General features: G+C 60.6%; 19 protein-coding genes. 11 read left to right on the forward strand and 8 right to left on the reverse strand.

All coding sequences use genetic code 11. The features are described from left to right. Positions 1–63: 63 nt before the first annotated feature. The gene (locus tag J4721_RS04630) at positions 64–654 is read left to right on the forward strand and encodes a shikimate kinase (RefSeq protein WP_014879889.1); all 591 of its coding nucleotides are present in this window, start codon (positions 64–66) and stop codon (positions 652–654) included. A 25-nt stretch (positions 655–679) separates the two neighbouring features. Beyond that, positions 680–1,795, forward strand: coding sequence for a 3-dehydroquinate synthase (aroB, locus tag J4721_RS04635; RefSeq protein WP_371816056.1), 1,116 nt, complete (start codon positions 680–682; stop codon positions 1,793–1,795). A 462-nt stretch (positions 1,796–2,257) separates the two neighbouring features. Here aroB and J4721_RS04640 read toward each other — a convergent pair whose 3' ends face one another. Together J4721_RS04640 and ssb are read right to left on the reverse strand one after the other, a co-directional pair. After that, on the reverse strand, positions 2,258–4,465 hold the full coding sequence (locus tag J4721_RS04640) for a methyl-accepting chemotaxis protein (protein WP_211002187.1): 2,208 nt from the start codon (positions 4,463–4,465) through the stop codon (positions 2,258–2,260). Between the two features lie 271 nt (positions 4,466–4,736). Beyond that, positions 4,737–5,270, reverse strand: coding sequence for a single-stranded DNA-binding protein (gene ssb, locus J4721_RS04645; RefSeq protein WP_102849048.1), 534 nt, complete (start codon positions 5,268–5,270; stop codon positions 4,737–4,739). A 344-nt stretch (positions 5,271–5,614) separates the two neighbouring features. Between ssb and J4721_RS04650 the strand changes: the two genes are divergently transcribed. Both J4721_RS04650 and J4721_RS04655 read left to right on the forward strand, forming a co-directional pair. Next, positions 5,615–6,199, forward strand: a complete 585-nt coding sequence (locus tag J4721_RS04650; protein WP_027247403.1) for a lytic transglycosylase domain-containing protein — start codon at positions 5,615–5,617, stop codon at positions 6,197–6,199. Between the two features lie 296 nt (positions 6,200–6,495). Further along, positions 6,496–6,870, forward strand: coding sequence for a hypothetical protein (locus tag J4721_RS04655; protein WP_211002188.1), 375 nt, complete (start codon positions 6,496–6,498; stop codon positions 6,868–6,870). Positions 6,871–6,917: 47 nt separating this feature from the next. On the opposite strand, the gene J4721_RS04660 is transcribed toward J4721_RS04655, so the two are convergent. From J4721_RS04660 to miaA, 6 genes are all read right to left on the reverse strand, one after another. Further along, positions 6,918–9,005 (reverse strand): ABC transporter ATP-binding protein, encoded by a 2,088-nt coding sequence (locus tag J4721_RS04660; RefSeq protein WP_211002189.1) that lies wholly within the window; start codon positions 9,003–9,005, stop codon positions 6,918–6,920. 95 nt (positions 9,006–9,100) lie between these two features. Further along, positions 9,101–10,543 carry an ABC transporter permease gene (locus J4721_RS04665; RefSeq protein ID WP_102883389.1) on the reverse strand — a complete coding sequence of 481 codons (1,443 nt, stop codon included), beginning with the start codon at positions 10,541–10,543 and terminating at the stop codon, positions 9,101–9,103. Between the two features lie 14 nt (positions 10,544–10,557). Then, on the reverse strand, positions 10,558–11,610 hold the full coding sequence (locus tag J4721_RS04670; RefSeq protein ID WP_102854540.1) for an ABC transporter permease: 1,053 nt from the start codon (positions 11,608–11,610) through the stop codon (positions 10,558–10,560). Positions 11,611–11,749: 139 nt separating this feature from the next. Beyond that, positions 11,750–13,420: an ABC transporter substrate-binding protein gene (locus J4721_RS04675; RefSeq protein ID WP_211002190.1), complete on the reverse strand. Its 1,671-nt coding sequence runs from the start codon at positions 13,418–13,420 to the stop codon at positions 11,750–11,752. 410 nt (positions 13,421–13,830) lie between these two features. After that, complete coding sequence (locus J4721_RS04680) at positions 13,831–14,655, reverse strand: helix-turn-helix domain-containing protein (protein WP_102915123.1); 825 nt, start codon at positions 14,653–14,655, stop codon at positions 13,831–13,833. Positions 14,656–14,882: 227 nt separating this feature from the next. Next, positions 14,883–15,755, reverse strand: coding sequence for a tRNA (adenosine(37)-N6)-dimethylallyltransferase MiaA (gene miaA, locus J4721_RS04685; RefSeq protein ID WP_027247398.1), 873 nt, complete (start codon positions 15,753–15,755; stop codon positions 14,883–14,885). A 147-nt stretch (positions 15,756–15,902) separates the two neighbouring features. Between miaA and pyrH the strand changes: the two genes are divergently transcribed. The 7 genes from pyrH to J4721_RS19830 all read left to right on the forward strand — a co-directional run bounded on the left by pyrH (position 15,903) and on the right by J4721_RS19830 (position 21,911). Further along, positions 15,903–16,652, forward strand: a complete 750-nt coding sequence (gene pyrH / locus J4721_RS04690; RefSeq protein WP_014874536.1) for a UMP kinase — start codon at positions 15,903–15,905, stop codon at positions 16,650–16,652. A 292-nt stretch (positions 16,653–16,944) separates the two neighbouring features. After that, a complete protein-coding gene (gene frr, locus J4721_RS04695) occupies positions 16,945–17,508 on the forward strand; it encodes a ribosome recycling factor (RefSeq protein WP_014874537.1) in 564 nt (187 codons plus the stop codon). A 9-nt stretch (positions 17,509–17,517) separates the two neighbouring features. Continuing rightward, positions 17,518–18,276, forward strand: a complete 759-nt coding sequence (locus tag J4721_RS04700) for an isoprenyl transferase (RefSeq protein WP_014874538.1) — start codon at positions 17,518–17,520, stop codon at positions 18,274–18,276. Next, positions 18,273–19,064 carry a phosphatidate cytidylyltransferase gene (locus J4721_RS04705; RefSeq protein ID WP_027247396.1) on the forward strand — a complete coding sequence of 264 codons (792 nt, stop codon included), beginning with the start codon at positions 18,273–18,275 and terminating at the stop codon, positions 19,062–19,064. Before J4721_RS04700 ends, J4721_RS04705 begins: the two co-directional genes overlap by 4 nt. After that, the gene (gene dxr, locus J4721_RS04710) at positions 19,064–20,236 is read left to right on the forward strand and encodes a 1-deoxy-D-xylulose-5-phosphate reductoisomerase (RefSeq protein ID WP_211002191.1); all 1,173 of its coding nucleotides are present in this window, start codon (positions 19,064–19,066) and stop codon (positions 20,234–20,236) included. The genes J4721_RS04705 and dxr overlap by 1 nt, the downstream gene beginning before the upstream one ends. Before the next feature lie 4 nt (positions 20,237–20,240). Further along, complete coding sequence (rseP, locus tag J4721_RS04715; RefSeq protein ID WP_102869925.1) at positions 20,241–21,590, forward strand: RIP metalloprotease RseP; 1,350 nt, start codon at positions 20,241–20,243, stop codon at positions 21,588–21,590. A gap of 195 nt (positions 21,591–21,785) precedes the next feature. Beyond that, positions 21,786–21,911, forward strand: a complete 126-nt coding sequence (locus J4721_RS19830) for a hypothetical protein (protein WP_024097395.1) — start codon at positions 21,786–21,788, stop codon at positions 21,909–21,911. Positions 21,912–22,017 lie beyond the last annotated feature (106 nt).

Here is a 22,017-nt window from a genome sequence, read left to right on the forward strand (position 1 = left end):
TTCTTTGGCTTTTGTGCAAGTTATATATGGCCTTTTTAGCAATATCACGTCATTCACTGAAGAATGAGCGAAAAAGAGCAAACACTCAGTGGCGCGGGTGACCGCCGGGTGCCCGGTGCGCTGAAAAAAACCATCGTGATGGTGGGCATGATGGGGGCAGGGAAGACGGCGGTGGGCCGTGCCCTGGCGGCCCGTCTGCAGGCCCCGTTTCTGGACAGTGACCATGAAATCGAGGCCGCGGCCAACCGCACGATCCCCGAAATCTTTGCCCGCGATGGTGAGCCGTTCTTTCGAAAGAAGGAACGTCAGGTGATCCGGCGGCTGCTGGATGAGGAACGCGGCGTGCTGTCCACTGGTGGCGGCGCATTCCTGGCGGAGGAAAACCGTCAGATCATCTCGGAGCGCGGGGTGGCGATCTGGCTGAATGCCGACCTTGAGGTGCTGTGGAACCGGGTGAAACATCGCGACACCCGGCCGCTGCTGCGCACCGAGGACCCCCATGCGACGCTGTCGGCGCTCTATCATGACCGGGTGCCGTATTACGCGCAGGCGGATCTGACGGTGGTGTCGGACGGGCAGGCGTCGATTGACGAAATGGTGAACCGGGTTGTCGAGGCGCTGCGCGCCCGCCCGGATGTGCTTGAGTGGGTGTGACGGAGTGGGTGTGATGGAGCAGGCAATGCTGGAACGCAGCGTGCATGTGGCGCTGGGAGAGCGCGCATATGATGTGGTGATCGGGCCGGATCTGCTGGCGGATGCGGGGGCGCGTCTGGCGCCGATGCTGCGCCGTCCGAAGGTGGCGGTGCTGACAGATGAAACCGTGGCGGCGCATCACCTTGAGGGGTTGCGCGCAGGTCTGGCGAGTGCCGGGATCGAGATGGATGCACTGGCGCTGCCGCCGGGAGAAAGCACCAAGGCCTGGCCACAGTTCAGCCGTGCGGTGGAATGGCTGCTGGAGCAGAAAGTGGAGCGCGGCGACATTGTCATCGCCTTTGGCGGTGGTGTGATTGGCGATCTTGCAGGCTTTGCGGCGGCGGTGTTGCGGCGCGGGGTGCGGTTTGTGCAGATCCCGACCTCGCTTCTGGCGCAGGTGGACAGTTCGGTCGGCGGCAAAACCGGTATCAACGCGCCGCAGGGCAAGAACCTGATCGGCGCCTTTCACCAGCCTTCGCTGGTGCTGGCGGACACCGCGCTGCTGGGCACGCTGACCCCGCGCGATTTTCTGGCTGGCTACGGTGAGGTGGTGAAATACGGGCTTCTTGGTGATGCGGAGTTCTTTGAATGGCTGGAGGCGCAGGGCCCGGCGCTTGCAGCGGGCGATATGGCCGCACGGGTCGAGGCGGTAACACGCTCGGTGCAGATGAAGGCCGATATCGTCGTGCGCGATGAGACCGAGCAGGGGGATCGCGCTCTCCTGAACCTTGGTCATACCTTCTGTCATGCGCTGGAGGCGGCAACGGGCTATGGCGACCGGCTGCTGCATGGCGAGGGGGTTGCGATCGGCTGTGCGCTGGCGTTTGAGTTGTCGGCGCGGCTGGGTCTGTGCAGCCAGGAAGATCCGAGCCGGGTGCGGGCGCATCTGAAGGCGATGGGCATGAAGACCGACCTCGCCGATATCCCGGGCGAACTGCCGGATGCCGAGGCGCTGCTGGCGCTGATGGGGCAGGACAAGAAAGTGGTCGACGGTCAGCTGCGCTTTATCCTCGCGCGGGGGATCGGTCAGGCCTTCGTTACCGGGGATGTGCCGCAGGCGGCGGTGCTGGATGTGCTGCGGGACGCTTTGGCTGCGAAATAACACATCTGAGTGCACTAATGTATGTGGTGATCGCTTTCTCAAGCTCTCGCTGTTTGGTCGCAAGGGTTTGGCGAATTTTCCCATTGGGTTAAGGAACTCGTGACCTCGAATCCTAGGCCGGGGTCTGGCGCGTTGTTCCACATGATCTCAAAAGGACAGGAAAATTAGAGCAGAACGGCCTTGACCGTGGCCAGCATGACGAGTGTGAAGATGGCGCCAAGGATCATAGGGTAGACAGCTGATCCGCTGCTAATCCTTGTAGTCTCGCTCATCAAATTCGAAATTTCTGAGCGCATTTCATCGCTGTTCATCTCATTCCCTCTCATTACGATGCTGACATGCGCTCTAGGGCGCGTGATTGAAACAGCCTAAACCCAAATTGCTTGAATTGACGAGAGATTTGTCGAGAAACAGCAGCCCCTGCCACAAAGCGGGGCTGCTCTTGGCTAGAGCTACGGCCCTTTACGCCACCCAGGATTCATCATCCTGATCATCGAAGGTGCCCTCGTGGGTGCCAGCCATCTGTGCGGCCATTTCAGCATCGCTGGCCAGCTCTTCCGGTGTCGAGGAGGTGGCGGGACCGTCCAGCTGGAAGGCACCGATCATGGTGTTCAGCTCGCGCGCCTGCTGGAACAGCTGCGTGGCGGAGGCGGTGGTTTCTTCGGTCATGGCAGCGTTCGTCTGGGTCATCTGCTCCATCTCGCCGACGGCGTGATTGACCTCGTTCAACTGTGAGGACTGCGCATCCAGCCCCTTGGCAATGGAGACGATCAGCTCTGAAATCGCGCTTACTTGCGTGCTGACATCAGCCATTGCCGTTCCGGCAGAGCCGACGAGGGTGGAGCCGGTATTGACCTGAGACGAGCTGCGGGCGGTGATTTCGTCGATTTGCGATACCGCATCGGAGCAGCGCTGCGCCAGTCGCTGCACTTCGCTGGCGACAACGGCGAAGCCACGGCCGGCCTCCCCCGCGCGGGCGGCCTCGACCCCGGCGTTGAGGGCCAGGAGGTTGGTCTGGAAGGCGATATCCTCAATCACCTTGGTGATCTGGGAAATCTCATCCGAGGAGGTGCGGATTTCCTCCATCGCGGTCACTGTTTTCTGCACGATCTCTTCGCAATCGTTGACCTTGTCCTGAGTGGTGCCTGCGATGGTTTCGGCGTCCTTGGCGTTGCGGGCGGATTCACCGACGCTGGTGGTGATCTCGTTCATCGCATGGGTGGAGCGTTCCAGCGCGGCGGCCTGCGATTCCGTCCGGCGGGACAGGTCATCCATATTGGCGGCAATCGTCTGGCTGTCATCTCCGACCGACAAGGCAGCGCTGCGCACGGTGTCCATAGCGTCCTGCAGCGATTGAGCCAGATCGTTGAAATCCATCCGCAGGCCTTTGAAATCCTCGGGGAACTCATCGTCCAGCCGGTAGACCAGCACTTTGTGGCTGAGCTGACGCAGCGCCTCTGCAATCGCGTTTGAGACCTGTTTCTGCTCCTCCATGGCGCGATCAAGCTGATCGTCGGCTGCGCGTTTTTCCACGGCGTGCCCGCGCAGGGTTTCCGCCTGCCGCGCGATATTGCCGATCTCATCCTTGCGGGATTTTCCCGAGATGGTGACATCCAGATCGCCGGAGGTGATCTGCTCCAGGCCGGTGGTCACCATCCGTACACCGCCTGCAATGTCGCGGGCAATGAGCAACGCGGCAAGGCTGATCATTACGAGAACCACGGATAGGCCGGTCAGCGTCTGGTAGAAGGCGTTTTTGTTAAAAGCGTCGAAGGCCTGGAAATCGGCTATGAGCTCATCGCGGATCTGGGTCTCGACGTCTTTGACGACGGTGATCGCGCCGGTGGCAATCTTGAGCCACTGCTCCGAAGTTACGTTCTCAGGCGGGACATTGGCGAAGACATCCGCGCGAATTTTGGCAAAGGCCTGATAGATCTCACCCTCGGCGCGTTCATCGAAGAGATGTACGCTCTTGCTGTCCGAGAGCTCGTGGAACACGCGCATTCTCTCTTTTGACTGCAAATACGATATGGTCATGCGGGTGCGCAGGCTGTCGCTCCAACCTTTTGCAAACCCTTCGGCGCCGATTGTGCGTTGAATACCGTAGGCATCCTTGGCCATCTGAAAATAGGTGAAGGCCATCGCGCGTTCTGCCAGCTCAGTATTGGGGACGAGCACTTCGAACGCCAGTGCGGTTTCCAGCAGATGGATGTTCAGATCGGTGTAGAAATCGATCATTTCGGGTGCGCTGATACTACGGTTTTTTACCTGAATGCGGATGTCATCCAAGGCTTCCAGCTCATCATGGGCCAGTTCGACGAAGATTCGGGTGTTTTCATGCAGTTGTGACAGATCTGCGGTTTCCATCACCTCAAGCATATGGATGCGCAGATCCTGTGCTTTTTGTCGCTGATCGGTCAGGGCCTGCGGGATGGCAGACGCATCACCGGTCAGAAACGCCGAGGACATGCCACGTTCGAGCTGCAGATTGTGGATGAGTTCTTCTGCAGTGATCATAATGTCCCGCGTCAGCGTGGTGTCAAAGCTGGCGCGTTTGTTCAGCGTATATAACACCGCTCCGGACATCCCGATGATAATCAGAAGGGGAATTCCGACAAGAGTCAGGATTTTGGTCCGGATGGACATATGCTGTAACAGGCGGGTGATCATACTCGGCGCTCCGGCGTAACGTTATTACTCCACAAAACGCTAAGTTTGAGATGCTAATAGAATGTGTATTTGCAGCGCGCGTGAGCGATTCAAATAGAAGATGCATTCAAAAGACCCATATTTTAAAGGCGGGTGACCTTGTTGAAATCTCTGGGGCTATCCCTATGAGAACTCAGAGTAATTGTAAAAAATGTGCAGATCCGGTCTGGATCTGCACATTATACGTGTATTCGCCAAGGGGCCTTCGCCCTGGCGGATGTGTGATTCGTCTTTAGAACGGAATTTCGTCATCGTCGATGTTGTGCGAGGCGCCGCCCTGGCTGCCGCCGCCAAAGCCACCGCCCTGATTGCCACCGCCCTGACCGCTGTCGTAACCGCCGCCGCCGCCATAGCCGCCGCCGCCACCGCCGTAGCTGCCGCCACCGCCCTGGCCGCCGCCCTGACCACCTTCATTGCGGCCATCGAGCATGGTCAGCGTCCCGCCGATGCCCTGTAGCACGACTTCGGTTGAATAGCGGTCCTGGCCGCTCTGGTCCTGCCATTTACGAGTTTGCAACTGGCCCTCAATATAGACCTTGGAGCCTTTGCGCAGATATTGTTCTGCCACGCGCACCAGACCTTCGGAGAAGATCGCGACCGAATGCCATTCGGTTTTTTCGCGCCGCTCGCCGGTGTTGCGGTCTTTCCAGGTCTCGGAGGTGGCGATCCGCAGGTTGCAGACCTTGCCGCCGTTCTGGAAACTGCGCACTTCGGGATCACGGCCGAGGTTGCCGATCAGGATTACTTTGTTGACTGAGCCTGCCATGGGTCTGTCCTCTTGGTCTGGTCGTTCGGAGGCGCGAAAATCCGCAAAAGCCGGGTGGTCTACCCCTCCAGCTCAGCGGTTTCAGCGGCCCCGTCGGGGTATGAAATCTGTCCGGTCCGAATCTGGTCGCGCCGGGTTGGCGGCCACAGTACCGCCCAAGGTCGCCACATGAAAGTCGGCTGGCCCCGATATCTGGGGTCATCCACAGATTTTGCGCAGGCGCGCAGCGGGGGCAGGGCGCTGGCTGACGGGAATGTGCGAAGGTGCTTTTCTTTTTAGTCAATCCGGCTATAGTTTCGCGCAATCAAGGACAGGGAAACCGGGGACGGGGCAAGGCGTTTTTAATGCGTAAACTGTTGGTGGGGGTTGCGGTGACCGGGGTTCTGTCGGGTCAGATTGCAACGGCAGATATGTTCAGCACAAAGAGCCAGCGCAAGCTGTTTGCCTCGCAGGCGCGGGTGCTGGATGAACGTGCGTCTGGGCAGTACAAGAATTCGATCCGCCTGCAGCCGCCGACCATTCACACGCCGTCGAAATACGGCAGCCTCCCGTATAGTGGCAAATACCGTGGTAAATATCTGAACGTTGCGCGGGCAGCGGCGCAGAAACATGGCGTACCCGAGGATCTGTTCCTGCGACTGGTGCAGCAGGAAAGCGGCTGGAACCCGACTGCAAAATCCCACAAGGGGGCGTTGGGGCTGGCGCAGCTGATGCCCGCCACAGCGAAGGCTCTGGGGGTGGATGCCAGCGATCCGAAGCAGAATCTGGACGGTGGTGCGCGCTATCTGGCGCGACAATACCGCAAGTTCGGCTCCTGGCGTCTGGCACTGGCGGCGTATAACGCAGGCCCTGAGGCGGTGCGCAAACATGGCGGCGTGCCGCCCTACCGCGAAACCCAGAATTACGTGAAGAAGATCTGGGGCAGCTGATACCTGCCTGCCAGACGGCCGCGGAAACACGCCCATCGGTGTCGGGTGGGAGTGGCGCGTGGAATATGACCCTTGCGAAGCGATCTGAGTTGAAAACGGTCCTGATGAGGCGGGCGTTTTTTCTGATTACCCCTGATCTTTTGCCGTTGTTTCGGCAGCGCATTGCCGATTGGGCCGGGGATCGGCGTTAATCTGCTGATAATCTTCCTTAATGCCGCGTTAACTCCGTCTGTCTGCCAGAAAGTTGCCTTAATCTCTTGGCAACTATTCTGAAGCTTCAGAAGAGGAATATCCCGGTGTCTTTCAAACGCTTTGACGAACGTCTTACCCAGATGCAGTGGCAGCCCCAGTCCGGGCCGTCGCCACAGATCGTTGACAGTGTGATGGCCGACCGTCCTCCGCTGGCGGTGCGTGGGGTGGAATTCACCCTGGCGGGCGCCATTTTGGGGATTCTGATCGGTGTTGGTCTCAAGGGGATCTACACGCCCGGTGCGCCCTGGGGGCCGAATACCGGCCTGACCGGCCTGCTGATTGGTGGCGCGTTTCTTGCTGGAGCGGGCTTGTCACTGGCGCTGGCAGCCTATGCCATTCTGCGCCGCCATGACATGCCGCGCCTGATGCAGTTTGCGTCGATGAACCTGCTGATCATCGTGATGCTGCTGCTGGGGTAACCCCGCCAGAAATCCCTAGGCCATGACAGGTCAAGCAGCGCCGCCGATCACTCGGCGGCGATTTTTATGACCGGTTCCATTTCTGTCAGATCGGCATCGCTGAGGTGGCATTTCACCTGATGACCGCCGTCCAGAGTGCGCACCGGTGGAACCTCTCTCTCGCAGAGGCCGTCTGCGACCTTGGATTTCCAGCGACAGCGGGTCTGGAACGGGCATCCGGGCGGCGGGTTCATCGCCGACGGGATATCGCCTTCCAGCACGATGTGGCGCTTCTCAACCGATGTATCGGCAATCGGCACCGCGCTCAGCAGCGCCTCGGTATAGGGGTGATAGGGGGGGGCAAAGACCTGATCTGTGGTGCCCAGCTCAACCACATGGCCGAGGTACATCACCATCACCCGGTCGCTGAGATAGCGCACGATGCTGAGGTCATGGGAGATGAACAGGAGCGTTGTCTTCTCTTTGCGCTGGATTTCCATCAGCAGATCGGTGACCGCTGCCTGCACCGACACATCCAGCGCCGAGACCGGCTCATCCGCAACCACGATGCGGGCGCCACCGGCAAAGGCGCGGGCAATGCCGACGCGCTGTTTCTGCCCGCCTGACAGCTGCCGCGGCATGCGGTCGGCAAAGGCGCGGGGGAGTTTCACCAGATCCAACAGCTCCAACATGCGCGCCTTACGCGCAGCGGTGCTGTCGCCGATGCCAAAGATCTCCAGCGCCCGCATGATCTGGCGGCCTACCGTCATCGACGGGTTCAGCGTATCAAACGGGTTCTGAAACACCATCTGCACGTCGGAGACGGTGCGGGTGTCGCGCTGTTCGATGGGGGTGGCTTCGATGTTCCTGCCATCCAGCTGAATGGCGCCTGCGGTTGCGGTCTCCAGCCCCATCAGCACCTTGGCAAAGGTGGATTTGCCACAGCCGCTCTCGCCGACGATGGCGAGGGTCTCGCTCTCCCGGGCCTCAAAACTCAGGGTTTCATTGGCCTTCACCACCTTGCGCGCGCCGCTGTCAAACAGCGCATTGGCCGAGACCTCATAATATTTGCGCAGCTCGTCGATCTTCAGCACCACCTCGCCAACCTCGGGTTTCTCCTTCTGCTCACCGACGGTGATGGGTGCGGCCCAGTCGATTTCATCGTGGCGCAGGCAGCGGGTGTGATGGCGGTCATTGCCCTGCACCGGCACCATCGGGATGTCCTGGGCATCGCAGCGCCCGGCCTCGAAATAATCGCAGCGCGGGCCGAAGTTACAGCCGGACGGGCGCTCATGCGGCAGCGGGAAGTTGCCGGGGATCGCCACCAGCGGGCGCGCATTCTTATCCGCGCCCGGCAGCGGGATGGAGCGGAACAGCGCCTGCGTATAGGGGTGCTGCATCTCGTCAAACACATCATGGATGGAGCCGCGCTCCACCGCTTCACCGGAATACATCACGCAGAGGCGGTCGCAGGTTTCCAGCACCAGACCGAGGTTGTGGGAGATGAACAGCATCGAGGTGCCGTATTTCTTGCCCAGATCCTTCACCAGCTCGACCACGGCGGCCTCCACCGTCACATCCAGCGCGGTGGTCGGCTCATCCAGGATGAGGAGGGCGGGTTTTGACATCAGCGCCATGGCGATCACGATGCGCTGCTGCTGGCCGCCGGACAGCTGATGCGGGAAGGAATTGAGCATCCGTTCGGGATCGGGCAGGCGCACATCGGTCACCACCTCAAGGGCGCGCCTGTAGGCCTCTTCCTTGCTGACGCCCTCATGGATCATCGGCACTTCCATCAGCTGTTTGCCGATCTTCATTGCCGGGTTGAGCGAGGCCATCGGCTCCTGATAGATCATCGCGATTTCATTGCCGCGCACGTCGCGCAGCTCTTCCGCAGACATCTCCGCCAGATCGCGGCCCTTGAACTTGATCGAGCCGCCAACAATGCGGCCATTCTTGCCCAGATCCTGCATCACGCCGAGCGCCACGGTGGATTTGCCGCAGCCGCTTTCGCCAACCAGCCCCACCGCTTCACCGGGCATCACCGAGACGGAGAAATCCATCACCGCAGGAATTTCCCGCAGCCGGGTAAAGAAGGAGATCGACAGTTTGTCAATTTCCAGGATCGGGCCGTCGTACTCTGCGAGTTTGTTCATCTTGGTCTCCCTGGAGGGCTGGTTGACGCCTTAGAGGCATCTTCTGGCTCCAAATATCTCGGGGTCCGGGGGCAGAGCCCCCGGAGAGGATCATATCAGTCGCGCAGGCTTTCTTCGCGCAGGCCATCCGCCAGCAGGTTCAGCCCGAGCACAAGGCTTAGCAGCGCCAGCGCCGGTGGCAGCGGTGGGTGCAGATAGATCGACAACAGCTTGCGGCCATCGTTGATCGTGCTGCCCCAGTCCGGGCTTTCTGGCGGCAGGCCCAGCCCGAAGAAGCCCAAGGTTCCAAGGAGGATGGTGGTGTAGCCGATGCGCAGGCAGAAATCGACGATCAGCGGACCACGGGCGTTTGGCAGGATCTCCCACAGCATGATGTACCAGGGGCGCTCCCCCCGGGTCTGGGCGGCGGCGACATAGTCGCGGGTTTTGATGTCCATGGTGAGGCCGCGCACGATGCGGAACACAGTGGGTGAATTCACAAAGACCACGGAGACAAAGACCACCAGAATACCGCCGGGCACGTTAAAGAGATCGATGGGCGAGAAATCGATCTTGGAGCCGCTCTCATTGATCAGCGACAGATAGAGGATGGCGCCCGGGATCAACACCAGCGCCAGCCACATTGCATTGTGCTGAGGCCGTGTGCGAAAGCGTGAATGGATCAGCACGGCAATAAAGATCAGCGGGAAGGCAAAGAGCACCACGGCGATATATTGCGGCAGCCCGGTTTCGACGATTTCGGGTGTAACCAGCAGATAGAACAGCAGGATCACCGGGAAGGCCAGGATCAGGTTGGCCATAAAGGACAGTACTGTATCCCACAGACCGCCATAATATCCCGCAGGCAGTCCCAGCGTGATCCCGACCATAAAGGCAAAGAGTGTCGCCAGCGGCGCGATCTGCACCACCACCCAGGCGCCATCAATCAGACGGCTGAACACATCACGCGCCAGGTTGTCACCGCCAAGCAGATACCAGGCCGCAATGCCTGCATCGGCCTCGGCACCCGGCAGGGGGGTGCCTGGCAGTTTGTTTTTAAGGCCGGAAATCTGGGCCAGCGGGTCATGCGGTGCAATGAGATCCATTGCGCCAAGCACCCCGGTAAAGACCCAGAACATCACCAGCGCAAAGCCGATCATACCGATGGGGCTGTCAAACAGTTTCCCATAGAGACCAAGCCGCCGCTTGAAGGTGATCGAGACGGCGAAAAGCACCACCAATGCACTCCACACAGGCAAGAGCAACTGCGCCATGGCGCCGACGATGCCGCCAGAGGCGCCGAACACGATGCCAAACACAATGTAGATAAGGATCAGTCCGATCACCGCGAGAAAACTGTAGCGCACGGCGATACCGGCCAGCGCATCCGGCGTTGCGGCGAGGCTGGCGCTGTGGTGGGCGTTCACCGCCATGGTAGGGCTTGTGGTCACAATGCTGAGCACAAGCCAGGTCATCACCGAGGCTGCAAGCGCGCCTAAGGCAAGTAACAACACAGGGGTGAGAAAAGAGAGACTCCCGGTCCAGCTGAGAGGGTCCATAGTGCGTTCCTCCTTCAGGAAATCCGGATGCGGGGGTTGAGGTAGACATAGCCGATATCGGAGATCAGCTGCGTGAGCAGCACGACGACTACAGAGACCACTGAAATCCCCAAGAGAAGTTCGATGTCATTGTTGCCTGCCGCCTGAACCAGTGCCCAGCCGAAGCCTTTGTAGTTGAACAGCGTCTCTACAATCACCACACCATTCAGCAGCCATGGGAACTGCAGCATGATCACGGTGAAGGGGGCAATCAATGCGTTGCGTAGGGCGTGACGCATGACGATTTTGGGAAAGCTCACGCCCTTGAGCCGGGCCGTGCGGATATATTGCGCGGTCATGACCTCCGTCATGGAGGCGCGGGTCATCCGGGCGATGTAGCCAATCCCATAAAGGGCGATGGTCAGCACCGGCAGGAAGAAATTCTCGAAATTGGCGTCCTTCATCGCAGACGTCGCCGAGCCCTTGAACCATTTCAACCCAACGGCAGAGGAGGTGAAAACCGCCATGAAAATCACGCCGGAGACATATTCCGGGGTTGCCGTGGTCAGGATAGAGGCGGTTGACAGTGTACGGTCCGTGACTGAGCCTTCGCGCATCCCGGCCAGGATCCCGATCAGCAGCGCCGAGGGCACCATCAGGATCAGCACCCACATCATCAGAAAGCCGGTATTGGCAAGGCGCGTTGCAATGATAGAACTGACCTCATCCTTGAAAACGCTCGAATACCCCCAGTCGCCCTGAAGAATACCGCAGAAACGTGGCGCGGCTTCGGCCTCTTCGGCGGATTTGACCCCGGTGATGCAGCGCCCTGTGGTCCCCTCATCCGTGACCTTGGTCCAGCCCGGCAGTACCCCTAACCATTGGCCGTACTTCACCGGCATCGGTTGCATATAACCTCCCTTTTCCAGCCAGCTGGCGACGGCCTCATCCGACATGCGGAAGTTGCCCTCGTTCTTGGCAAGTTTTTCAAGGTTCGGATAGAGATTGGTCAGAATGAACACGATGAAAGTCAGGCAGAGTGCCGTCAGGATCATGATCCCGACGCGCCTGAGGATGAACAGTCCCATGGAATGCTCCCGTTGGTGGCTGTACGCCTTGTGTTAGGCCAATGGGCAGGCCGCAGTCGGCCGCCTGCCAGGCTTGTGAGCGTTTTCTTGCGTCCAGAAGCTTTGGGCCGCCCCCTGTGGCGCGGCCCGCTTTGTCAGATCAAGCCTTGAAAGCCCATTTGTAGATCTGCGGCAGATCTGCGATGTGCTTGTCTACGCCGGCCACACTGTCGGTGTGGTGGCGGATGGCGGTCCGCCAGAAGGGCTGGATGGTAACACCTTCGTCAATCATGATGGCCTGCAGCTTAGCCATGACTTCGCGGCGTTTTTCAACATCTGCAAGTGCGTTGGCTTCGGCCAGCAAGCTGTCGAATTCCGCATTTGCAAAGCCGGCTTCGTTCCAGGCTTCACCGGAGCGGTAAGCCAGTCCCAGAACCTGTGTGCCGAGCGGGCGGTGGTTCCAGTTGGTGGAGCTGAACGGGTATTTCGCCCAGTCGTTCCAGAAGGTCGAGCCGGGCAGAATGGTCCGTTTGACCTTAAAGCCCGCGTCACGAAGCTGCGCTGCGACCGCATCGGTCGAGTTCCGGCGCCAGTCATCGTCGATGGAGTGCAATTCGTGCTCATAATCGAGCATGCCCGCTTCTTCCATCAATGCCTTGGCTTTGGCCGGGTCGAACGGGAGCCGCGTCACAGTTGGGTCGTGCTCGGGGTGCATCGGACCGACATGGCAGTTGTCTGCCGGAATTCCATAACCGGACATGCCCAGCTCAAGGCAGACGGTGTTGTCCACTGCCATCGCAATCGCCTGGCGCACGCGCTTGTCGGCGTAGGGCTTGGTGCCGTTGACTTCGGCCAGCTGGTTGGGGCGGATAACGATGGTGAAGCCAGAGGCGATTTCCGAACGGTTCAGGCCGATGCCGTCAAAGATATCGACATATTCCCCTACGGACTCCCAGTTCATATCGATTTCTTCGGCTTCATAGGCCGCCAGGAAAGAGGCCGGATCGGTGCCGTAATCGATGAATTCGATCCGGTCCAGATAACCGCCTTTGCCCGCTGCGGTGCCCCACCATTCGTGATCTTCGTTGCGTACGAGAACGCCCTTCACGCCGACTTCCATCGATTCAGGCAGCATGTAGCCGGTGCCGATGGGGTTCTCCAGCATGGTGTCGCCGCTATGGCTGGCGTGGGTGATTTGCGCGGGATAGTCGGCCATCCCCGGAATGATGGTGATGTCCGGGGTGTTGGTTTTCAGCAGCACGGTATGGCTGTCGACAACTGTGATGGCGCCTTCGGCCGCTTGGCCGGTCTCCGCGTCGATCAGCGATGCCATACGGCCTGCCATTGAGTTGCCCTCGACACTCTTGTCACACCAGCCGGTGATGTTGCGAGCCACGTCTTCTGCGGTGAAATCATCGCCATTGTTCCACTTCACCCCTTTGCGGACATGCAGGGTGAATTCGGTCGCGTTGTCATTGACGTCCCAGCTTTCCAGCAGCAGAGGCTCAAAGGAACCATCGCTGTTGTATTCCACCAGGAATTCCAGCCAACCGGACGTAAAGGTAGCGATTTGCGTCCAGTCATAGGTGCGCGGATCCTTCAGGGCGCGCACTTCCATCTGCATGCGCAGGGTGCCGCCCTGTTGCTTGTCTTCAGCAGCCTGCACCGGCGCGTCTAGGCCAAGCATGCCATAGGCTGCGACCGAGCTGAGGCCAAGCGCGGTGGCGCGGGCCATGAATTCGCGTCGGTCCATCTTCCCAGCAAGGGTTTCTGTCGCATACATCTTTGCCGCCGGGTGGATATCGGTCCCGGTGATGGTGTCTTTTGTCATGTGGCTCTCCCTGTTGCACCGCAAGATCTTTTCTTCTGGGACGGCGGGCCAGTCGGATCTGGCGGATGCCGTTTGTGGTGCTGTGTTCAACGATTGTTTCCCCGTTTGGCCATTCGGCCCCAGAACGAGGGGTAGGTCAATGTAGGTTATCGACCTTTCGTAGGTATTTTGCGACATTTCTGGTGTCGTTTTTGTATTTTGACTGCGGAACGCCCGGTCTGAAGGGATTAGTACTGGGCATAAGTGCCCAGTCTGGCGTGGCGCCATGACTCGTTTGTCAGGGTGACTCGCTGTCTGCCTCGGCGGAGGTCGCGGGCATTACTTAAATGCAGGTCTGCGATGACCTGAGTGGCAGCGGCTGATGAGATGTGGCAGGTGCGGAAGAGATTATTTGCGGAAGGAAAACCGGATCAGGCGCTGCGTTTCAGCTTGTCACGGGCCTGTTTGCGCAGCCGACTCGGGGTTTCACCGGTGTGCTGGGTGATGAACCGCGTAAAATAGGCCGCGCTGCCAAAGCCAAGGGTTGCTGCGATATCGCGCATCGGCAGCTCTGACGTGATCAGCAGGCTGCGGGCCGCATGGAGCTGACGCTCGGTGAGCAGGGCGCCTGCGGTCTTGCCAGTCTCGGATTTGCAGACACGGGTCAGATGGGTTGGCGTCACATTCAACGCTGCTGCGTGATCAGCCATGCTGGCGTGCTGGGCGTAGCATTCAACAATCCGACCGCAGTACCCCTGCGCCAGTCTCTGTGCGGCGGTGGGTTTGCTGACGGTGCTGTTCCGTGCCGCCATCAGGCGCCGCACATGGATTGCGATTAGCGTACCATGGGCCTGCATCGCGCGGTACCAAAGCGCCGGGCGATCCTGCTGTTCGGCCTGCATGGCCTGAAACATGCTGTTGATCACCGCCTGATCCTGCGCATCCGGAATGCGCAGCGTGTCGGCACTCTCAGGGAAATCCATCGGCGTTGAGGCGGGGATTGTCATCACCTGCCCGATACACTGACGGCCCAATTCCAACGACCACAATGTGCCGGCAGGTACGAAGATCGCGCTGTTGGGACCAAATCCCCGCTGCTGACCATTCAGGAAGACCCGCCCCTGACCACGGGTGATCCAGATCAGCAGGCTTTCTGTGAGATCATGCGCCAGTTCGACCTGCCAGGATCCATCGGGAGTCAGCTGCGACAGCGGTGCGACAGTGATCTCGCCGATATGGGTGGGGTCAAAAGGCATAGGATGGATATGGTATGTGTTGCTCTTATTTTCCGTGCGCGCAAATGGCCATGAAAAACTGATTCTGGCAAGTTTTTGCCGAAAAATGCGTAAGTATTTAGTCGAATTGCAGGTGGTGCATGGGTTTTGAGCAACAATGCGCGCATACCGCACGGTCAGCGGGGCGGATTGTCCAGGCTCAATGCCGTGATCTGCGTCCGTGTTGTCAATTTGGCCGCCTGCGGAACCTAGCCGGGGCGGTGGCAGTGCCAGCCCTTCATGCGGGCGCGGAACCAGGTGCGCTGGCGTTTGGCAAATTGTCGGGTGGCGACCGCGGCACGCTCTCGGGCCTCTTCTTCGGTCAGGTCGCCAAGGTGATGGGCCATCAGTTCCGGCACCCCGATGGCACGGCAGGAGGGCAGGGCAGGATCATAGCGATCCTGCATGGCGGTGATCTCGGCCATTGCTCCCATATCCATCATTGCATCAAAGCGGCGGCGGATGCGCGCTTCGAGCCAGTCCTTGTCGGTGTCAAAGACAATCGCGGTGCAGTGATCCAGCGGCAGCGGCGGGGGCGGCGTCTCCGCCTGCCAGTCGGCCAGGCCGCGCCCGGTTGCGGTCAGCACCTCATAGGCGCGCTGTACCCGGGCGCGGTTTAGCAGGTCGATCCGGGCGGCGGTTGTTGCATCCAGCGCCGCGCGCATGTCCTCAAGCGACAGCGCGTCAGCCTGCTGACGGACGGCCGCAGGTGTGGCAGGGATGTCGGCAAGCCCCTGCGTCAGCGCAGCAAAGTAAAGCCCGGTGCCACCGACAATAATCGGGCGTGGGCCTTCGCTGAGAAGCGGCAGCACCTCGCGCAGCCAGTGGCCAACAGAATAGTCGGCATCATAGGGCTGATGACCATAGAGCAGATGCGGCGCCATCGCCTCTTCCTCGGCGGAGGGACGGGCGGTGATCACCCGCCAGCAGTCATAGACCTGACTGGCATCGGCATTGACGATCACCCCGCCCTGAGTTTGGGCGATCCGCAGGGCCAGTGCGGATTTGCCGGAGGCGGTCGGTCCGGCAATCAGCACCGGCTGGTGGGGCGGGATCTCTGGCAGCGCGGTCAAGTCGGTCATGCAGGGCGTCCTGTTCTTCGGATGTTCCCCGGCGCGCAGGGCAGAGCAGCAAGGCGGCGCCGAAAAACATGTCAGGCCGCATTGATCCTGCCGCCGATTTGCTTCATTTTGCGCGCAAAGTAACCCCGTCATATTCCGGAGCGCAACATGCCCCTTACCAACGATCAGCCGGAGGCCACGCCGGCTGCAACCTATAAACGTGTCATGCTGAAAATTTCAGGCGAAGCGCTGATGGGGGACCAAGGGTATGGTCTGCACCCGCCTACCGTCCAGCGCATTGCCCATGAAGTGAAATCCGTGCGCGATATGGGTGTCGAAATCTGTATGGTGATCGGTGGCGGTAATATCTTCCGCGGTCTGTCCGGCTCAGCTCAGGGGATGGAGCGGACTACGGCGGATTACATGGGGATGCTGGCCACGGTAATGAACGCGCTGGCGATGCAGTCGGCGCTGGAAGGTCTGGGTGTGTTCACCCGCGTGATTTCCGCCATCCGCATGGATGAGGTGGCCGAGCCTTACATCCGCCGCCGCGCGGTGCGTCACCTTGAGAAAAAACGGGTCTGCATTTTCGCCGCCGGCACCGGTAATCCCTATTTCACCACCGACACCGCGGCGACCCTGCGCGCCAATGAGATGGCCTGTGAGGCGATCTTCATGGGCAAGAACGGCGTCGATGGCGTCTATGACAAGGATCCGGCGCAGCATGATGATGCCGTGCGCTATGAGGACATTACCTACGATGAGGTGCTGGCCAAACGTCTGAAGGTGATGGATGCCTCTGCCATTGCTCTGGCGCGGGACAACAACCTGCCGCTGATGGTGTTCCCCTTGGATGAACCGGGCGGGTTCCGGGGGATTCTGGCCGGGAAGGGCACCTATACCAAGGTACATGGCTGACCGCTGATCCCCTGCTGGCACATGTGGGCGGGCTTTCCCGCCACACCGCTGGCGACACATTAAGTGGCCGCGCGCCCGGACTGGTTCCGGCGCGCGACTTTTTTGATCCTGGGGCAGCGTGTCGGCGGCGGCAGTGGCCCACTCCGGGCCGGCAATCCAGCCCTGTCCTCAGGCGCGGGGGCCGCAGAAGCCTGCCGCTTGGCGCTTCAAAACTGCGGCAAGATCGCTATACAACCTTCCGTCAATGTCTTATGAGCAATACAAACACCGCCTCAAGTCAGGGGAGAGCAGAATGTCTGACGATTTTATTCTCGATACCGATGATCTACAGCGCCGCATGGATGGCGCCATGGCCAACCTCAAGACCGAATTTGCGTCTCTGCGGACCGGTCGCGCCTCCGCGTCGATGCTGGAGCCCGTGATGGTGGATGCCTATGGGTCGATGACACCGATCAATCAGGTTGGCACCGTCAATGTGCCCGAGCCGCGTATGGTCACCATCAATGTCTGGGACAAAGGTCTGGTCGGCAAGGTCGAAAAAGCGATCCGCGAGTCCGGTCTGGGCATCAATCCGCAGCTCAATGGCACCATCATCATGCTGCCGATCCCAGAGCTGAACGAGGAACGCCGCCGCGATCTGACCAAAGTGGCCGGCCAATATGCCGAACATGCCCGCGTGTCGATCCGCAATGTGCGTCGCGATGGTATGGACCAGATCAAGAAGGCCAAGGCTGACGGCATGTCCGAGGACGACCAGAAGCTGTGGGAAGGCGAAGTTCAGGAGCTGACCGACAAGATGATCAAGGTTGTCGATGCGGCGCTGGAAACGAAACAAGCCGAAATCATGCAGGTCTGACACCTGCAAATGTCACAGAGCACAGACACCGCCTTGGCGCCGAGTGAGGGCGAGCCTGCCCCACAACGCGGTCCCAAACATGTGGCCATTATCATGGATGGCAATGGCCGCTGGGCACAGGCGCGGGGCCGTCCGCGGCTGTTCGGCCACCATGCGGGCGCCAAACGCGTCCGCGAGGTGGTGGAATGCTGCCCGGCGCTGGGGGTGAAATACCTCACCATCTTTGCCTTCTCGACGGAGAACTGGAAGCGTACGCAGGTTGAGGTCGCAGGCCTCATGAGCCTGTTCCGCCGCTATATCTCCAAGGAGATGAAGGCGCTGTCGCAGCGCAATGTGCGGGTCCGTTTTATCGGTGACCGGGTGCGTCTGGACAAGAAGCTGGTGACCCTGATGGACCAGTTGGAGCAGGAGACGGCGTGCAATGACGGCACCCATCTGACCATCGCGCTGAACTATGGCAGCCGTGATGAGGTGGCGCGCGCCACCAAACGGCTGGCCGAAGATGTGGCGGCCGGGCGGCTGGATCCAGCGGATGTGGATGAAGAAACCCTGCCGCGTTATCTCGATACCCATGTGCTGCCGGACCCCGATCTGGTGATCCGCACCAGTGGTGAAGCGCGGATCTCCAACTTTCTGCTGTGGCAGTCGGCCTATGCCGAATATGAATTCATCGACACGCTCTGGCCGGATTTCACCGCGGATGAGATGGACCGGCTGTGCCGCAGCTACGGGCAGCGGGATCGCCGGTTTGGCGCGGTGAAAACATGAGCGGGGCAGGACGCTGGGCCGACCTGATGCCGCGGCTGATCTCCGCCGTGGTGATGATCCTTGTCGGTGGCTGGGCGGTCTGGCGTGGTGGTGTGGTTTTCGACCTGCTGATTGCGGCGGCCGGTGGTGGCATGATCTGGGAGTTGCTGCGCATGGTTGCGCCGCATCGTCAGGGGGTGGCGCTGCCGCTTGGTGTCCTGTCGATGGGCGCGGTTCTGGCGGCGGCCTTGATGGCGGGCAACTGGGCCGTGGGTCTGTTGCTGATCCCGGCGATCCTTGGCGCGGTTGCGCTGGATATTCGCCGAGGAATTTACCTTGGCTTTGCGCTCTGGGTGGTGTTTGCCGCCTATGCGTTCATCTGGATGCGCAGCACATTGGGCCTGGACTGGATGGTCTGGCTGATCTCGGTTGTGGTGGCCACGGATGTTGCGGGCTACTTTGCCGGTAAAACCTTTGGCGGGCCGAAATTCTGGCCCCGTGTCAGCCCCAAAAAGACCTGGTCCGGCACCTCTGCCGGCTGGATCGCAGCGGCGATTGTCGGCGCGATTTTTGCAGCACAGGCCGGGCTTGGCCTTGGGGTGGTGGTGCTGTCGGTTCTGGTCTCCATGGCGAGCCAGGCAGGCGATGTGGCGGAGAGCGCGTTGAAGCGCAAGATGAGCGTGAAGGATTCCAGCGCGTTGATCCCCGGCCACGGTGGGTTGTTCGACCGGTTTGACGGGATGCTGGGCGCAGCCGCGATGGTGCTTCTGGTGCTCAGCCTTTGGGGTCTGCCCGGCGGGACAATGTAATGCGGAAGATCTCGATTTTCGGGGCCACCGGATCCATTGGTCAGAACACGATTGACCTGATCCGGCGGGCTCCCGACGACTATGACGTGGTGGCGTTGAGTGGTGGGGCCAATATCGCCCAGCTGGCGCAGGATGCGATTGCGCTGAATGCGGATGTTGCCGTCACTGCCTATGATGACCAGCTGCCTGCATTAAGGGTCGCATTGGCCGGGTCAGGTGTCACCGCGGCCGCAGGGCAGGCGGCCCTGGCTGAGGCGGCGGCGCGGCCTGCGGATTGGGTGATGTCTGCCATTGTCGGCGCGGCTGGGCTGGCACCGGGGCTGGAGGCGCTGAAACAGGGCGCAACGCTGGCGCTGGCCAATAAGGAATCGCTGGTCTGCGCGGGGGCGCTGCTGCTGGATACGGCGCGGCGCCATAATGCGCGCCTGCTGCCGGTCGATAGCGAACATTCCGCAGTTTTTCAGGGGCTGGTGGGGGAAGATATTTCCGCTGTGGAGCGGGTGGTGATCACCGCCTCTGGCGGGGCATTCCGGGACTGGCCGCAGGAGCAGCTGAAGACTGCCACGGTGGCGCAGGCCTCCTCTCATCCCAATTGGGACATGGGGCAACGGATCACTATCGACAGCGCATCCATGTTCAACAAGGCGCTGGAAGTTATTGAAACCCGTGAATTCTTTGGCGTTGCGCCAGAACAGATTGAGGTTGTCGTTCACCCTGAATCTATCGTGCATGCGCTGGTCGGATTTCGCGATGGGGCGCTGATGGCACATCTTGGCGCGCCGGATATGCGCCACGCCATTGGCTATGCCCTCCATTGGCCTGAGCGGCGGGAGCTGCCGGTCGAGCGGCTGGATCTGGCACGGCTGGCGCAGCTGACATTCCGCGCGCCCGATCCCGCACGCTATCCCGCATTGCGGCTGGCCTATGACGTGATGGACCGAGGCGGCCTTATGGGGGCGGTGTTCAACGCCGCCAAGGAGCGGGCGCTGGATCATTTCATCGCCGGGCGCATCGGGTTTCTGGATATGGCGGCGGTGGTCGCGCGGGTGCTGGCGCAGTTTGACAGCGCGGATCGCGGGCTAGATGAGGCAATGACCCTTGATACGGTGAGCCGGACCGACCATCTCGCCCGTATGGAAGCCGACAACGCAATTTTAGACTATGTAAGGTAAGCCCTTGGATTTCGTCTCCTTTCTTCCGCAGCTTGGCGGGTATCTCTATGTGATTGCCAGCTTTGTGGTGGCGCTGTCGGTGATTGTGGCGGTGCATGAGTATGGCCACTACATCGTCGGGCGCTGGTCCGGTATCCATGCCGAGGTGTTCTCGCTGGGGTTTGGACCGGTGCTGTTCTCCCGTGTCGACAAACGCGGCACCCGCTGGCAGGTGGCGCTGCTGCCATTTGGCGGCTACGTGAAGTTCCTTGGGGATGCCGATGCGGCCTCGGGCAAGGATGCGGATGCGATGGCAGATGCCGCCGCCGATCCGGTGGCGCTGCGGCGCACTATGCATGGCGCGCCGCTTTGGGCGCGGTCGGCAACGGTTGCGGCGGGGCCGGTGTTCAATTTCATCATGTCGGCGCTGATCTTTGCTGGCGTGTTCATGCTGCAAGGCACCATGCGCGATCCGCTGACCGTAGAGCGGCTGGTGCCGCTGCCGGGGCTGCAAACGGGTTTGCGCGAAGGCGATGCACTGTTGCAGATCGAAGGGGTCGATGTGCCTTCGCTGGAGGACGGCGTGGCCTTTACAGCCTTCCGTGATGCGGTGCCGGAGCAGCAGCCACTCACCTACACCGTGCTGCGGGATGAACGTGAGGTCGAGGTTGAAGGCCCCTATCCCTGGCCACCGCATGTGCGCGGTGTGGCGCCGCGCAGTGCCGCTGCGGATATCGATCTGCAGCCGGGGGATGTGATCACCGCCGTTGATGGCGCTCCGATCTTTGCCTTCGACCAGCTGAAACGCGCCGTTGAAAGCGCGGAAGGCAAGGTCCTGCTGCTGGATGTCTGGCGCGCGGGCGAAGAGTTTGAGATGGCTCTGGCACCACGGCGCGTGGATGAGCCACAGCCAGAGGGCGGGTTTGCAACCCGCTGGCGTATGGGGATTGCCGGTGGTCTCGCCTTTGACCCGGCAACTGAGGCGGTTGGTATTGGCGAGGCCCTCGGCGGCGGTGCGGCGCAGGTCTGGGGCGTGGTCGAAATGTCGCTTTCTGGTCTGGGGCATATGATCACCGGCGCGATCAGCACCTGCAACCTTTCCGGTCCGATTGGCATTGCTGAGACTTCCGGCGCAATGGCGAGCCAAGGCGCCGAAAGCTTCATCCGGTTTATCGCGGTGCTGTCCACGGCTGTCGGGCTGCTGAACCTGTTCCCGATCCCGGCGCTGGATGGCGGGCATCTGGTGTTCTACGCCTATGAGGCGGTCACCGGCAGGCCGCCCAATGATGCGGTGATGCGGATCCTGATGAGCGTGGGCATTGCGGCGATCCTTAGCCTGATGATGTTTGCGCTCTTCAACGACATTTTCTGCTAAGCGCTTTTTCGCCGACCGGGGCTGACCCGGTCGGTGCTACGGTCTGGGCGCGGATCCTGCAACGGGACGCGCGCCCAACTGTCGCCACATTCCCTTGTTAATCCTTTGGTAAGCCGCCGGTGGGCAGCGGCGTCGCAAATCGCGGCGCGGTTGCGGCGGATGTGGGATCATTATTGATAGTGGGAGAGTGGAGCCATGAGCACCCTGCAGATTACCAATACTGGATTTGGTCTATTTATGCGCCTCAACTGGGATCGCGCCATGTCTGTGGCGACGATTTTGGGCGCGCTCGCTGCCGGTGCCTGGATCGGCAGTCTCTGAGTTTTCAAGCTGTTGCAAGCGATCTGGCGCGTGGGGGCATCCCGCGCGCCTTTTTGTTGTTTTTGACAAGCGCGGATAAACCCGATACGCACGGATTAAGCTGTAA

The sequence above is a fragment of the Phaeobacter sp. HS011 genome (assembly GCF_018101215.1).
GTDB lineage: Bacteria > Pseudomonadota > Alphaproteobacteria > Rhodobacterales > Rhodobacteraceae > Phaeobacter > Phaeobacter inhibens.